Source organism: Leptolyngbya sp. KIOST-1, from assembly GCF_000763385.1.
Taxonomy (GTDB): Bacteria; Cyanobacteriota; Cyanobacteriia; order Phormidesmidales; family Phormidesmidaceae; genus Nodosilinea.
Genome location: NZ_JQFA01000004.1, coordinates 1,459,138 through 1,472,405, shown reverse-complemented (window position 1 = coordinate 1,472,405; position 13,268 = coordinate 1,459,138). Strand labels below are relative to the sequence as shown.

The following is a 13,268-nucleotide window of genomic DNA, read 5'->3' as shown; positions in this document are numbered from 1 at the left end:
CCGGACGACTCAGCTGTGCCGGTTGGCCCCAGGGTTTCATTCCCAAAAGTTTGTCCAGAGACCGTTTGACTCAACGCAAGAGGTATTGCCATGGAATCCTACGTTAGCGGGCTAAATTGGCTGATTGCCTTTTTACCCATCGCGGCTTTGCTGATTTTGATGATTGGCTTTCGCTGGGGAGCCGCCGAGGCTGGCCCCATCGGCTGGGCCCTGGCCACGGTGGCGGCCCTGACGGTATACCGAGCCCCCCTCACTCTGGTGGCTCTGGAGAGCGTCAAGGGGCTGTGGGCCGCTTTTCTGATTCTCTACATCGTCATCTCCGCCATCTTGATCTACGAGGTGACCCAGGAGGCCGACGCCTTTGAGCCCTTCCGGCGCGGCATTGAGCGATTCTCCCCCAACCGGCTGATCCAAATTTTGGCCTTTGGCTGGGTATTTGCCTCGTTCCTCCAGGGCATTACCGGCTTTGGCGTGCCCATTGCCGTAGCGGCGCCCCTGCTGGTAGGCATTGGGGTGCGCCCCCTCTACGCCGTGATCATTCCCCTGGTGGGCCACGCCTGGAACAACACCTTTGGCACCCTGGCTGTGGCCTGGCTCACCCTCAAAGAGGTCACCAACCTGAGCGAAGCCGATGCCGCCGTTACCGCGCTCTATGCCGCCGGATTTGTCTGGATTATCAGCATTAGTGGCGGGCTGCTGGTGTGCTGGCTCTACGGTCGACTAGCCGGTGTGCGGGAGGGACTGCTGGCGGTGATTCCCATTTCCCTGGTGCAGGGCGGGCTCACCATCACCCTGTCCCAGTGGAATGACACCATCAATGGCTTTATCGCCAGCATTGTCGCCTTTGCCCTGATCTTTGTGATCGGGAAGCTGCCCCAGTACCAGCGGCCCTCCCGCATTGCTCGCAGCCCCATCTTTACCGAGGTGCCTCGGGGTCAGGTGGCCCTGGACGATGAGCGTCAGCTCGATATGGGGGTGCACAGGGCGTTTACCCCCTACTACTCGCTACTGGGTTTGACCTTCGGCATTTTGCTGATTGACCCGGTCAAAAACGTCCTTGAATTCTTCAGGTTTGGGCTGTCTTTTCCGGAGACTGAAACCGGTCTGGGCTTCTCCAATGCCTCCACTGAAACCAGCGTCACAATCTTTACCCACGCCGGATCGTTTTTGCTGGGGGCAGCGGTGATTGGCTATCTGGTATTTGCAACGATGGGGGCAATGCGCCCTGGCAGCCTGCGTCGGGTTGGGGGCCGCACCCTGGAAAAATCGGTGCCTTCCATCATTGCGGTGTCGGCCCTGGTGACGATGTCGTTTGTGCTGCGGGGCACTGGTCAGGCCGAGGTTTTAGCCTACGGGGTGGCGGAGTTCGCCGGCTCTGCCTATCCCTTTCTCTCCCCCTACATCGGGATTTTGGGGGCGTTTATGACCAGTTCTAACCTGGCTTCCAATGCCCTATTTGGCAGCTTTCAGCAGGTGACGGCTCAGGTGGCCAATCTCAACGAGTTTTCGATTTTGGGTGCCCAAACGGCGGGGGGGGCCGCGGGCAATATGATTGCTCCGGGCAACGTGCTGCTGGGCACCACCACCGCTGGCATCCTGGGCAAAGAGGGGGAGGTTTTGAAGGTGACACTACCCCTGGCGCTGCTGATTGGGGCTGTGATTGGCCTGGTGGCTCTGATAGTTGCCTGACCGTTGAAGGGTGGGTGATTTGCCCAGCTCCATCGGCTTTGGGCAATCACCCCACGCGATTTTTTAAGGGACCTGCAATGGGTCCGCTGATGATAAACCCAAGGAGATTTTGACGATGCGAATGAGTTTTTCGACGAAGCTACAGACCATTGCCGGAGTTATTGCCCTGGTGTCGATGCCGGTGCTCTACCTGGGTGCGATCGCAGAAAATGGCTCCCTTGAGGTAATCGGTTTTTTGATGCTGGCTTTTGCGATGCTGAGCACCCCCGCCATTAAGCTCATGGCGCGCCCCCGGCGCAGGCGGGTAACCAACTACTGAGCGACGGTAGGTTGGGTGAAACGTAGGGTAACCCAACGCCAGGACTGGCTCTGCTGAGCTCTGCTGGTGCGTCACCCAACCTACAAGGCATCTGTTTTTAAGTTGTGAGCTTGCCCCAGTTGGGGCTCTGTGTTGAGGATTTTGTTTTGTAATTCATTGGTTTGGCATGGACGATTACGACATTGCGTTACTGGCGCTGGGAGGCATATTTTCGGGTGTTTTGGCGGGGTTTCTGGGCATTGGCGGAGGCGTTGTTTTGGTGCCCATGCTGGTAGCTTTTGGCTTTGCGCCGGTACAGTCGGTGGCAACCAGTAGCCTGGCGATTTTAGTCACCTCCACGGCGGGCAGCATTCAAAACTGGCGGATGGGATTTTTGAGCTGGCGGCGGGTAATTTTGCTGGGGTTGCCCGCTGTGATTACGGCTCAGATTGGCGCTTTTTTGGCGGGCAAGGTTTTACCCTATATTTTGCTGGCAGCCTTTGGGGTATTGCTGTTGGTCAACATCTACTTAGTGGAGTTGCGCAAACGCCTGGTAGGTAGCGGGGTCAACCCGTCCAAGCTGATGACACCCCTGATGGCGCGGTTGGTTACCGGCGGACTGGCGGGGTTTCTCGCCGGGCTGTTCGGTGTTGGTGGCGGTGTGATTATGGTGCCGCTGCAAATTTTGCTGTTGGCGGAGCCGATCAAAACCGCCATTCAGACCAGTCTGGGGGTGATTGTGATTACCGCGATTTCCGCCTGCATTGGCCACGGGGTGGCGGGCAATATCTTAGTGGTGCCGGGGCTAATTTTAGGCGTCGGCGGTTTGGTGGGGGTGCAGTTTAGCACCCGCTTTTTGCCCAAATTGCCCGATCAGATGGTGAGTCTTCTATTCCGATCGATGCTCGCGCTGCTCTCACTTTATATTTTTGTGCAGGCTTGGCAAAGCTACCAGGGCTTTGGTCCTCTAGCCAGCGAGTATTCCATCTCAATTCTCTAGGTGGGTTCTATCCTGGACGTGGGTTCTGGCGCGGCCTTTGGACAAGCCAGCGCCATTGGGGCTATAGCTCAGCTAACCCGTGCGATCGCAGGATGCTCTAAACCCGGAACCTGTGGCGTTTTTTAGATTTATCCCTCTCAAGATCTAAGAGTTGATCATAGTCGGCCTGAAGAGCATCTTTCTTCTCATTGATTAACCGAAACAGGTCTTGCGGAAAAGGTTCATTGAAATCCATAGGATCTTTGTCTAAAATTCCTGCCTCTCGAAGGGCTTGATAAACGGCAATATGACGAATATATAGAAAGATTTGGTTATTCAGCTCTTTGGATGCCCGTGCCAAATGTATCTTGTTTTCTAGAACTTCCAAAATGGCCCTGTGATTTGGCAAGATGAAGTGGGTTTCTAATCGTTCTCGGATGTCCGCTGATAGCTGGTTTTCTTTAATGAAAACCTTCTGCCAAATCAAGTTGTCTTTTTCAAGCCTCCAATATAGAGGCCAATAGAACTCGCTGAGCTGTCTTTCTAAAATCTCCAGTTTTTTGTCCCGTCGCAGTTTGGCCAGCGCTTCCTGTCGTTCCACCAACTTATCCCAAAAGGTTTTAGCTCCTATGCCAATCATTAACCACAAAAGGCTCAACAGAAAAGAGAAGAGCCGATTTTGCTGTCCAAAAACGGTATTCAATAGTTCCTGATCTATTTCAACCAGAGTGCCGACGGTGAAGACCGCCCAACCACCAAAGATCATCATCCTCAACTCATCCTTCTAGAAAAGTTTTAAAGAACTGGACTCTCATCATCGGCTGAGGCAGAAATTTACCCCAGCTAATCGGTTGCGATCGAAGCTGCAAAGCCTCATCCTGCGGGACGTGGCTAATGTCCATGACCTCGGGGGGTGGCAACAGGTAGTCGGTCTTGTAGGGCTTGGTGAAGCCTGATGCTCGATCTACACAGCTGCTGTCCCAGGTGGGAGCGATAGGGGAAATGGGAGAATACTTGAGAAGAGGGTAAGCGTCCCTCATCGAACTTTCTAAGCTAGAGAGAGAGGCTGACCATGAGCCTCCAGAGAGTCCTCCTGCTCGGGCTCAAATTGAGGAAGTAAAGATGCCACCTGGACGGCACTGAGCAGGTCGATCGTCTGATTGACCAGGGCGGTGGCCAGATCGGCGTCTAGCTGCTCAAATCCCAACTTCTGCAGCATGCGCTGCCGGTAGTAGGTCTCGTAGCGATCCTTGAAGGGTTCTCTGGAGCAGCCCGCCGCCTACCCCGTCGCCCTCTCCGATGCCCTAGCCGAGCTGACGGCGCGCACCCGTCGCGGCCCGCAGCCCCAGTCCCAGTCCTGAGGATGGCCGCCATGACCTCACCGGAACGTTCCACCGATCGCGCCACCGGGCTCCACGTTGCCCTGTTTGGCACCAGCGCCGACCCGCCCCATCGGGGACACGCAGCCATTTTGGCCTGGCTGGCCACCCAGTTTGACCACGTGGCGGTGTGGACGGCCAACAACCCGTTTAAAGCCCACCAGACCGACCTGGGCGATCGCTTTCGCATGCTGGAGCTGCTGATTGACGAGCTAGACGCCCCGCCCCAGCGGGTGCAGGTGCACCCCGAACTCAGCCACCGGCGCACCGTCGTCACCCTGGAGCGGGCGCGGCAAATTTGGCCGGGGGCCAGGTTTGCGCTGGTGGTCGGGGCCGACCTGTTAAAGCCAGCCCGCAAGGGTTTGACGAACTCGATAAAGTCGGAGCGTACCAAGGTGCCATCACGCACCCGGTGCCACCAGCGAAATAATCGCCGCTGCCGCCTCAGCAGCGCCTCGCCAATCTCACGCGAGACGCCGCTACGGTCTGCCATGGCGGTGAAGTCTCGCTTCAGATGCGCCCAGCACACCTGCCATCGGGTCACCTCAATCCACCGGTAGGCGCTGTAGCGGTCAGAGGTGACAATTCCTGAAAACTCTTCACCAATCAGGGCTTTAGCAGTCGCCTGTGACCGACTGAGCACCACCTCGAAAAAACTCACCAGCGGCGTCACCAGCACCCATAGCCAGCCTTTAGTGCGCTGGGGATTTCCCCCGTCTCGATTGCCTTGGGGGTAACTGGTTTCATCACTATGCATCACGGGTTGGCTCTGCACGTAGGCCTTGGCCTCCTCCACCGCCGGACTCACCGCGTCACTGATTTCTTGCCGCAAACGCCCGATGCCACCACGAGAGAGGCGCACCCCGAAGAGGTCGTCCATCACCGCACACACCTGCCGATAGCTCAGCCGGTACCCCCCACTCAGCAAGGCCACCATCGCCGTCAGTCGTTCACCATAGCCCAGGGCAGAGACCCCCGACGGCAGCTCGGCGCGGGTTACCGTGTCGCAGCACGGGCACCTCAGGCCATGCAATCGATACTCCACCACCTCGGGTTTAACCGGTGGCACTTCTATCACTTGATGGCGGTGAGGATGAGAATCGTGGCCTGATAAGCTAGCTCCACAGGCGTCGCAGGCCGGGGGAATCACCTCATGGACGGCTCGACAATCTTCGGCGGGATATAGTTTTCGAGCTTCGCGAGGAGCAGTTTTCCCGCTCTGCTCTCGCGGGGCTTTCTTGCCTTTCCCTTTGGCTTTAACACCTTTGCCAAAGCCATCCGTTGACGGTGGTTTTGATGAATTCTGTGAATTCTGATTGACTTTCTCTTCCAACGCCATCAGCCGCTCACTCAGAACCCGCACTAACATTTGGATGCTAGCGGGGGTCGCTTCCCAGTCGGCCCTCGGAACTCGGATTCCAGCTATCTCGATCTCGTCGCTCATCGCTTCACCTTACCGGGACTCCTAGCCCAAAATCCCTAAGCCTTCGTTAAATTCCTGGGACGGTTACAGAAGAGGAACCGCATAACCCTAGTGGAAGGTAGACTGCCGAGGCGAGGTTTCAGCCTAGGTTGCCCGAATTTTGCTGTATTTCATCGGACAGTTTCATGGGTCAGCAGATCCCCCGGGTTCCACCTCCTGGGCAACCGCCATAGCCCCTGCGACCCGTGTGAAGAAGGGAGCAGTGGAATGGTGGATCAGGTGCTTGCTGAGGTCTAGGCTTTGCTCGAGGGCATCGTTGAGGACGGGGCAAGCCTAACCTATGTACTCTGAACGATGGGTCTATCCAAGCCTGTTCTTACCTCGGACACCCCATTCGACCTGAAACCCTTTGATGTTTGGACCTTTTCGCTCTCTAACCAAAGAGTTCAGTGGTTTTGGTTGTATGGGCGATACTGGTTTCGAACCAGTGACCTCTTCCGTGTGAAGGAAGCGCGCTACCACTGTGCTAATCGCCCTTGGGCCTCTTAACATAGCACATTTCTGGGTCATGGGAGAGAAAGATCGCGGCTTAGGCCATATCTGGGGGTACCGTGCTGCCCTGCTGGGCCTGCTGAAGCTGAGCCTGAATCAGGGCCTGCATGTCCTGGCGGCGAATCTCAACGCCCTGACTGACCTGGCCTGGGGTCTCGAAGAAAATTAGGCTATCGATGGGCTGCATGGCCAGCAGCTGAAACAGAATATGGACGACCGGCACCGGCAGTGCCATTACCTGGGGATCTTTAATGGCAGCCTGCCCCGTTGCTGCATCTTGTAGGGTGGGATAGGCGTAGACAATATTTTTTTGCGTGTTGGGCTGACTGCGGTTACTGAGAGTCGTCATCATCCAGCCCTGCTCCAGAGTTTGCAGCACGTAGTACTGCTCGTGCTTGAGCTGACCTGCGATCGCTTTTAGGGTCGGTGCCAGGGTTGCGATCGCATTGGCTGTGACCCCATCGTTGGGGGCACTTTGCTGGAGGGAAGCAATTTGGGCATCGAGATCCATAGGAGAGGTACCGAATGATGGTTGAGATCCAGCATTAGGGCTGGGCATGCAGTCGCCTGCCGTTACACCCGATCTAGCATCACTTTAGCGCAGGGGGGTGTGTCGCCCTGCATCCATAAATTTACGGACAGATGTTAGACTGCTGAGTAGCCTGCAACCTCAATTGAGATCTACCGAAAGTTTGATTCTTTACTAACGTAGGGTTAAGTTTAGCAAGGGTCGAGCGGCAGCGATCGCCCTTGCCGAGGTTGCGGCGGGCGCATCCACCATGTCACCAATACCTGAAATATCGCTTCACGGTTCTGTGTAGCTTTTTGAGGATAGCCAGATTGAGTCAGGGTATCTGTGCGTTGAGTGTGGATTCGCTTAGCCAGCATTTCTGCCAGGAATTAAAGGTGGTTACCGGGGCCCCGGAGTCTGGGTGTCGGGTTATGGCCCAGCGCTTGGCCCAGGAGGTACATCGCATCTGCCAGGAGAGCGATCGCATACAGTCCTCCGGCGATGTTGAAGCCTGGGCCCGCTCCCTGGGCAAGCATCGGCTAGATCAGTGTATAAAGTACTACGGCCTGGGGTCGCGGCAGGGCCGGGTCGAGCTCCACAGCACTCTCAGCGCCATTGTCTACCGCTACATCACGCCGCCCCAGGTGCAAACCAGCTACCAGGCCCGCCTGGCGCTGATCGAAGACTTTTTGCAGGGGTTCTACGTCGAGGCGCTGAATGCCTTCCGGCGCGAGAACCAGCTGGGCGATCGCTACCAGCCCCGCACCCTGCTGGAACTAGCCGAGTTTATGGCCTTTTCAGAGCGCTACGGCAAGCGCCGCATTCCGCTGCCCGGTCGGCGCAACCAGCAGCTGATTATCCTGCGGGCTCAGACCTTCTCCAAGCAGCAGCCCCCCGAAGTAGCCATAGACATCGAGCAAGCTACCGACTACGGCGGCGAAGGCGACGACCTGCGTCCGGCGGCGTCTCACCAGCGGGTGCGGGAGGAGATGATCGTTCAGGCCGAAGATTTGCCCGAAAACTCCCTGCGCGGGCGGGTGGTCGAAGAGCTGCTGGCCTACCTCAAAGCGCGCAACCAGGATGAGTGTGCCGACTACTTCACCCTGCGGCTGCTCGATCTGCCTACCCAGGAAATCGAGGCGCTGCTCAACCTCACCCCACGCCAGCGTGATTACCTACAGCAGCGCTTTAAATATCATCTGCTGCGCTTCGCCCTTTCCCACCATTGGGAACTGGTGCACGAGTGGCTAGAGGCTGGTCTGGAAACCAATCTGGGACTAACGGCTCAGCAGTGGCAGCAGCTGCAAGATACCCTGAGCGCCAAGCAAACCAAACTCCTGGCCCTTAAACAGCAGGGCGTAGCCGACGGCGAAGCGGCTAAAATCTTGGGCATGACCACCACCCAGTTTCAAAAGCAATGGACTAAACTCCTAGAGCATGCCTGGGAGATTCGTAACGTTTGAACATCTCTCCAACATCCATCCGGACAGACCTCAGCAGGCCATGAATAGAGACTCAGGTATCCCCGATGACCTCCTGCTAAAGCTATTGCTAGAGCCACTTTCGGCGGATTATTCACCATCAGGACCTCGCTTTTCCCCCGCTGTTGACGCCGATCCGGCTGAGCCAGAGGAGGCCGAGTCCACCTCTGCGCCCCCGACCTACTCTGGCGATGAAACATCTACCCCAGCGCCAGCGGATTTGAATAACGACGCGAGCAACGCCACCTATACCCCTGTCTTTGACTCTGGAGACCTATCCACTGTGCAACCTCATTTTGAAGCCCTTTTGAAGCGCCGCCTGCGGCAAGAAATTGCCCACCGCCCGCCGCTTTTCCCCTGGGAGAAGGGACTACAGGATTACCCCGATGCCCTGCACTCCGGCACCTCAATTTGGTTAGACCATCTCAAGAACCTGTCGGTTCCCGCTGGTATGCCTGAGGACGTGCTGGCCGACCTGCTCAACCAGTGTCAGCAGGTCGCCGCCGACGTTCGACAAACCGGCCTGCGGCTGGTGGCCGCAGTCGAATCCTTTTTCCCTGACCAGCCCCAGACCCTGGAGTACATTGCGGGCCTGGTCGCCCGGCCTGCCTATCGGTCTGCCCAGACCGAAACGCTGCACCAGTTGGACTATGCCAGCGCCTCCCCCCAGCAGCAAATGGCTCTGGCCATGCTGGCGGCCCAGGATATCTTTGAGGCGCTGTCGCTGACGGTGTCTGAGCATAGCCCCCGCCAGGAGCAGGCCTGGCTGACCAGCTCTGGTCTGCTGAGCCTAGAGGCTACCTACAGTCAGGCCCAGCTGGAGGTGAGGGCTGTGCTGCCAGCGGGGGGCAGCCTGGTCCTGACGAGTGTGAATGAGACAGCCGGGTCTGAGCGCTCTACCCCTGGCGAACTGGTGCTGCGGCTGGCCACACAGCCCGGCGCTTACCATCGGCTCGATGTCAATTTGGAGCAGTCCCAGGGGTTACCCCTGAGCTTTCAGGTGATGGTTGCCGAGTAGCGAGGGGGCTCTGGGCAGGGGCTGGCCCAGCGGTTAGCCCAGCGGTTAGCATGGAGGCGACTCTACTGCGGTTATGTCTATGGTCGCTTCGCGCTGGCTGGCCTCTTCTCCTTTAGCCCGCCCCATTCCCCCCGACGAAATTGAAGATTCGCGTTTGCTACGGGCGTTGGTGCAGGGTTTAGTCACCCTGGGGATTTGCTCGGTGGTGGTGGCCGCTGCCGGGGTGACGGTGGCTTCGTGGTGGAACCTGCTGGCTATCCCCCTCAGCGCAGTGGGGGCCATCTTTAGCTGGCAGCGACGCCGCGATCGCAACGTGGCGATCAAGTTCTTCATTGCCATTGGCATGCTGATGGCTCTGGCCGCCTTCTTCTCGCGGCTGCTCGAAGCTCCCGGCGATACCCGGATTGTGCTGGCGGAACTGCTGGTGCAGCTGCAGGTGCTGCACAGCTTTGACCTGCCCCGCCGCAAAGACCTGGGCTACTCAATGATGATTGGCCTGATTCTGCTGGGGGTGGCGGCCACCATCAGCCAAACCCTGGCCTTTGCGCCGCTGCTGCTGCTGTTTTTAGTTGTGGCTATCCCGGTGCTGGGGCTTGACTACCAGTCGCGGCTGGGGCTGGGGGCCTCCGCTTGGGCGGGAGGCAAGCTGCGACCTACCCTGGGTCGGCTGCTGGGGCTGGTGGCTCTAGTGGTGGCTCTGGGGCTGCTGATTTTTATCTCGCTGCCGCGGCTGCCGGGGTACCAAATCCAGAATTTTCCGGTCAGCTCGGTAATCGATACGCCAGGGGATTTTTCCGGTGAGGAGATCCTCAACTCGGCCTACCGCAACAACCAGGGCGACGACGGCGAGGGCTTTGGCGAAGGCGCAGGCACCATTCAGGGGCAGGGCAAAGCCACAGGACCGGGCGTAATTGACACCATCTCCTACTACGGCTTCAACCAGCGCATGAACCAGAACCTGCGCGGCACCATGACCCCCCAGGTGGTGATGCGGGTCAGGTCGCAGGCGCCGGGCTTTTGGCGGGTGCTGGCCTTTGACACCTACACAGGCCAGGGCTGGGACATCTCCCGCAACGACGACACCCAAACCCTGCGGCGATCGCGGTTTTCGGCTCAGACCTTTTTGCCCATGGACCCCACCCTGGCCCGCCATCGGGAGATTGTGCAGACCTACACCCTGGTCAGCGAGCTGCCCAACCTGATCCCGGCCATGTACCAGGTGAAGGAGCTGTACTTTCCCACCCGTGAGATCGCCATTGACGCCGAGGGCAGCCTCCGGTCGCCGGTGATTTTGCAGGAGGGTATGACCTACTCAGCGGTGTCGCGGGTACCCTACCGCGATCGCACCCAGCTACGGGCCGCCGGAACCCAGTACCCCCCCGGCATTCGTTCCCATTACCTGCAGGTACCGGAGGAGATTCTAGAGCCGGTGCGGGCCAAAACCGAAGAGCTGTTGGCCACCTCCCCCACCCCCCTGACCGACAACTACGAAAAGGCCCTCTACCTGACCCAGGCCCTCAAACAGCGCTACACGATCCAGCCCGAGCTGCCCTTTTTTAATCCCGACCAGGACCTGGTCGAGAGCTTTTTGTTCGGTACCGAAGGTGGCTACCCCGACCACTTTTCCACGGTGCTGACCATCATGCTGCGATCGATCGACATTCCGGCCCGGCTGGTGGCCGGGTTTGGCCAGGGTGACTTCAACCCCTTCACCGGCTTCTACGTGGTGCGAAATACCGACGCCTACGCCATTACCGAGGTGTACTTTCCCCAGTACGGCTGGTTTGGCTTCGACCCAATTCCGGGGCACGAGCTAATTCCCCCCAGTCTGCGCGAGCACCAAGCCTTTAGCCTGGTGCGGCAATTCTGGAACTGGCTGGCCGGTTGGCTGCCCTCCCCCCTGGTGGGGTTGGTCGATGGCCTGATCACCCTGCTCAGCGACGGCATTGCCTACCTGGTGCGCAGCTTTGAAGCACTGCTCAACCTGGGCTGGATTGGCATTATGGTGGGGATCGCGATCGCCACCGCCCTGGGCTTTGTCGCCTGGCTGGCCTTTCTGGGCCTGCGCCACAGCTGGCGCTACCGCAAGCTGCGTCAACTGCCCCCCACCGAGCGGTTATATCAACAAATGCTGACCTGGTTTTCCCACCAGGGCCTCGACAAAGGCCCCACCGAAACCCCTATCGAGTACGGCCAGCGCCTCTACCAGCAGACCAGAGCCCAGACTGCCCAAGCGGCGAACGAAATCACCCACGCCTACGTGCGCTGGCGCTACGGCGGCGAACCCCAGAACCTGGCCTACCTGAACGAAAAGCTGCGGACCATTCGGCAGAGTGGCAAATCGCGCCAGCCCTTCACTCGCCCCTAACTCGATGCCAATCAGCCCAGGATGATTCTTGATTTTCCTGGGCTTTCCGCTATGCTCGATCCATTGCCATAGCGTCGGCGAGCGGCATGATTGCCACGTAGAGGGCGATTAAAATGAGGTCTAGGGCTGCTACGCAGAGCTTGAAATGCAAACCCCTAGGGCATCGGTTTCTCAAGCATCCTGACCAATAGCTCCCTTTCTGCCACCCGCCCACTTGCCCACCCGCCACTCCCCTACCCTCCTACCCATCCATTCCCCCACTCCCCCCGTGATGCTCAAATCCCTCGTCCAAAACTCCCTCAAGTCGTTCAGCCCCTCCACCAGTGCCCCCCCGTTCTCGCCAGCCCAGTTCGATGCTGACGTGATGACCACCTACGGGCGCTTCCCGATCGCGCTGACCCGGGGCCGAGGCAGTGTGGTGTGGGACGACCAGGGCCGGCGCTATCTCGACTTTGTGGCGGGCATTGCCACCTGCACCCTGGGCCACGCTCACCCGGCCATGGTCGAGGCCGTTACCAAGCAGATCCAGACCCTGCACCACGTCTCCAACCTCTACTACATCCCGGAGCAGGGGGCCCTGGCCCACTGGTTGGTCAGTCACTCCTGCGCCGATCGCGCCTTTTTCTGCAACTCCGGGGCCGAGGCCAACGAGGGCGCGATCAAGCTGGCCCGCAAGTACGCTCACACCCAGCGGGGCATTGCCAATCCGTTGATTATCACGGCCAAGGCCAGCTTCCACGGGCGCACCCTGGCTACCGTTACCGCCACGGGCCAGCCCAAGTACCAAAAGAACTTTGACCCGCTGATGCCGGGGTTCGCCTACGTGCCCTACAACGACACCGCCGCCCTGGAGGCGCTGGTGGCCGAGCTGGACGCAGGCACCCCCCAGGTGGCGGCCATCATGCTCGAAGCTCTGCAGGGGGAAGGGGGCGTGTGCCCCGGCGAGGCCGCCTACTTCCAGCGCATTCGCCAACTCTGCGACGAAACGGGCATTCTGCTAATTCTCGACGAGGTGCAGGTGGGCATGGGTCGCACCGGCACCCTCTGGGGGTTCGAGAACCTGGGCATTGAGCCCGATATCTTCACCTCCGCCAAGGGACTGGGGGGCGGCATCCCCATCGGGGCGTTGCTGTGCAAGGCGCACTGCTCGGTATTTGAGCCCGGCGACCACGCCAGCACCTTTGGCGGTAACCCCTTTGCCTGCAAAGTGGGGCTGACGGTGTGCGAAACCCTGGAGGCCGAGAACCTGCTGGGCAACGTCAAGCGGCGCGGCGAACAGCTGCGGGTTGGCCTGCAAAGGCTGGTGCAGCAGTATCCGACTCTGCTGGAGCAGGTGCGCGGCTGGGGCCTGATCAACGGCCTGGTGCTGCGGCCTGACTCAGCGATTAAGTCGGTAGACATTGTCAAAGCCGCCATGGAGCAGGGGCTGCTGCTGGTTCCCGCCGGGCCGCAGGTGGTGCGCTTTGTGCCGCCGCTGAACGTGACGGCGGACGAGGTGCAGCAGGCGCTGATGGCGGTGGAAAAAGCGATCGCGATCGCCACCAACCCGTAACCGCTTGAAGTTACGGAC

The 13,268-nt window shown here is 59.0% G+C and carries 10 protein-coding genes, 1 tRNA gene and 2 pseudogenes; 8 read left to right on the top strand and 5 right to left on the bottom strand.

Annotated features, from left to right (window positions below):
- The first annotated feature begins 90 nt into the window (after window positions 1–90).
- The 3 genes from NF78_RS23640 (at window position 91) to NF78_RS23630 (ending at window position 2,987) form a co-directional block, all read left to right on the top strand.
- A complete protein-coding gene (locus NF78_RS23640) occupies window positions 91–1,689 on the top strand; it encodes an L-lactate permease (RefSeq protein WP_035992215.1) in 1,599 nt (532 codons plus the stop codon).
- A 115-nt stretch (window positions 1,690–1,804) separates the two neighbouring features.
- Entirely contained in the window at window positions 1,805–2,008 is a 204-nt protein-coding gene (locus NF78_RS23635; RefSeq protein ID WP_156119939.1) for a hypothetical protein, read from the top strand.
- A gap of 166 nt (window positions 2,009–2,174) precedes the next feature.
- On the top strand, window positions 2,175–2,987 hold the full coding sequence (locus NF78_RS23630; RefSeq protein ID WP_052050885.1) for a sulfite exporter TauE/SafE family protein: 813 nt from the start codon (window positions 2,175–2,177) through the stop codon (window positions 2,985–2,987).
- Window positions 2,988–3,084: 97 nt separating this feature from the next.
- On the opposite strand, the gene NF78_RS23625 is transcribed toward NF78_RS23630, so the two are convergent.
- Together NF78_RS23625 and NF78_RS31505 are read right to left on the bottom strand one after the other, a co-directional pair.
- The gene (locus NF78_RS23625; RefSeq protein ID WP_052050884.1) at window positions 3,085–3,735 is read right to left on the bottom strand and encodes a hypothetical protein; all 651 of its coding nucleotides are present in this window, start codon (window positions 3,733–3,735) and stop codon (window positions 3,085–3,087) included.
- A 279-nt stretch (window positions 3,736–4,014) separates the two neighbouring features.
- Window positions 4,015–4,185 (bottom strand): hypothetical protein, encoded by a 171-nt coding sequence (locus tag NF78_RS31505; protein ID WP_156119938.1) that lies wholly within the window; start codon window positions 4,183–4,185, stop codon window positions 4,015–4,017.
- A 144-nt stretch (window positions 4,186–4,329) separates the two neighbouring features.
- Here NF78_RS31505 and NF78_RS32610 point away from each other — a divergent pair.
- Window positions 4,330–4,785 (top strand): annotated as a pseudogene (locus tag NF78_RS32610) (adenylyltransferase/cytidyltransferase family protein); the annotation flags it as partial.
- On the opposite strand, the pseudogene tnpC reads toward NF78_RS32610, so the two are convergent.
- From tnpC to NF78_RS23605, 3 genes and pseudogenes are all read right to left on the bottom strand, one after another.
- A pseudogene (gene tnpC / locus NF78_RS33575) lies at window positions 4,743–5,714 on the bottom strand (IS66 family transposase); the annotation flags it as partial. The pseudogenes NF78_RS32610 and tnpC overlap by 43 nt on opposite strands.
- A 518-nt stretch (window positions 5,715–6,232) precedes the next feature.
- A tRNA-Val gene (locus NF78_RS23610) sits at window positions 6,233–6,304 on the bottom strand.
- A 53-nt stretch (window positions 6,305–6,357) separates the two neighbouring features.
- On the bottom strand, window positions 6,358–6,831 hold the full coding sequence (locus NF78_RS23605; protein ID WP_035992208.1) for a hypothetical protein: 474 nt from the start codon (window positions 6,829–6,831) through the stop codon (window positions 6,358–6,360).
- A 356-nt stretch (window positions 6,832–7,187) separates the two neighbouring features.
- Here NF78_RS23605 and hetZ point away from each other — a divergent pair, with 356 nt between their 5' ends.
- The 4 genes from hetZ to NF78_RS23585 all read left to right on the top strand — a co-directional run bounded on the left by hetZ (window position 7,188) and on the right by NF78_RS23585 (window position 13,250).
- Window positions 7,188–8,294, top strand: coding sequence for a heterocyst differentiation protein HetZ (hetZ, locus tag NF78_RS23600; protein WP_197064948.1), 1,107 nt, complete (start codon window positions 7,188–7,190; stop codon window positions 8,292–8,294).
- Between the two features lie 40 nt (window positions 8,295–8,334).
- A complete protein-coding gene (locus NF78_RS23595) occupies window positions 8,335–9,330 on the top strand; it encodes a hypothetical protein (protein WP_156119937.1) in 996 nt (331 codons plus the stop codon).
- A gap of 79 nt (window positions 9,331–9,409) precedes the next feature.
- The gene (locus tag NF78_RS23590; RefSeq protein ID WP_052050881.1) at window positions 9,410–11,698 is read left to right on the top strand and encodes a DUF3488 and DUF4129 domain-containing transglutaminase family protein; all 2,289 of its coding nucleotides are present in this window, start codon (window positions 9,410–9,412) and stop codon (window positions 11,696–11,698) included.
- 271 nt (window positions 11,699–11,969) lie between these two features.
- Complete coding sequence (locus tag NF78_RS23585) at window positions 11,970–13,250, top strand: aspartate aminotransferase family protein (protein WP_035992205.1); 1,281 nt, start codon at window positions 11,970–11,972, stop codon at window positions 13,248–13,250.
- Window positions 13,251–13,268: the final 18 nt, after the last annotated feature.

Bases quoted from the DNA above. Each gene is read 5' to 3' on its own strand.
- NF78_RS23635 (WP_156119939.1), top strand. From the start codon at position 1,805: ATGCGAATGAGTTTTTCGACGAAGCTACAGACCATTGCCGGAGTTATT.
- NF78_RS23585 (WP_035992205.1), top strand. From the start codon at position 11,970: ATGCTCAAATCCCTCGTCCAAAACTCCCTCAAGTCGTTCAGCCCCTCC.
- NF78_RS23630 (WP_052050885.1), top strand. From the start codon at position 2,175: ATGGACGATTACGACATTGCGTTACTGGCGCTGGGAGGCATATTTTCG.
- NF78_RS23595 (WP_156119937.1), top strand. From the start codon at position 8,335: ATGAATAGAGACTCAGGTATCCCCGATGACCTCCTGCTAAAGCTATTG.
- NF78_RS23590 (WP_052050881.1), top strand. From the start codon at position 9,410: ATGGTCGCTTCGCGCTGGCTGGCCTCTTCTCCTTTAGCCCGCCCCATT.
- NF78_RS23640 (WP_035992215.1), top strand. From the start codon at position 91: ATGGAATCCTACGTTAGCGGGCTAAATTGGCTGATTGCCTTTTTACCC.
- NF78_RS31505 (WP_156119938.1), bottom strand. From the start codon at position 4,185: ATGCTGCAGAAGTTGGGATTTGAGCAGCTAGACGCCGATCTGGCCACC.
- NF78_RS23605 (WP_035992208.1), bottom strand. From the start codon at position 6,831: ATGGATCTCGATGCCCAAATTGCTTCCCTCCAGCAAAGTGCCCCCAAC.
- NF78_RS23625 (WP_052050884.1), bottom strand. From the start codon at position 3,735: ATGATGATCTTTGGTGGTTGGGCGGTCTTCACCGTCGGCACTCTGGTT.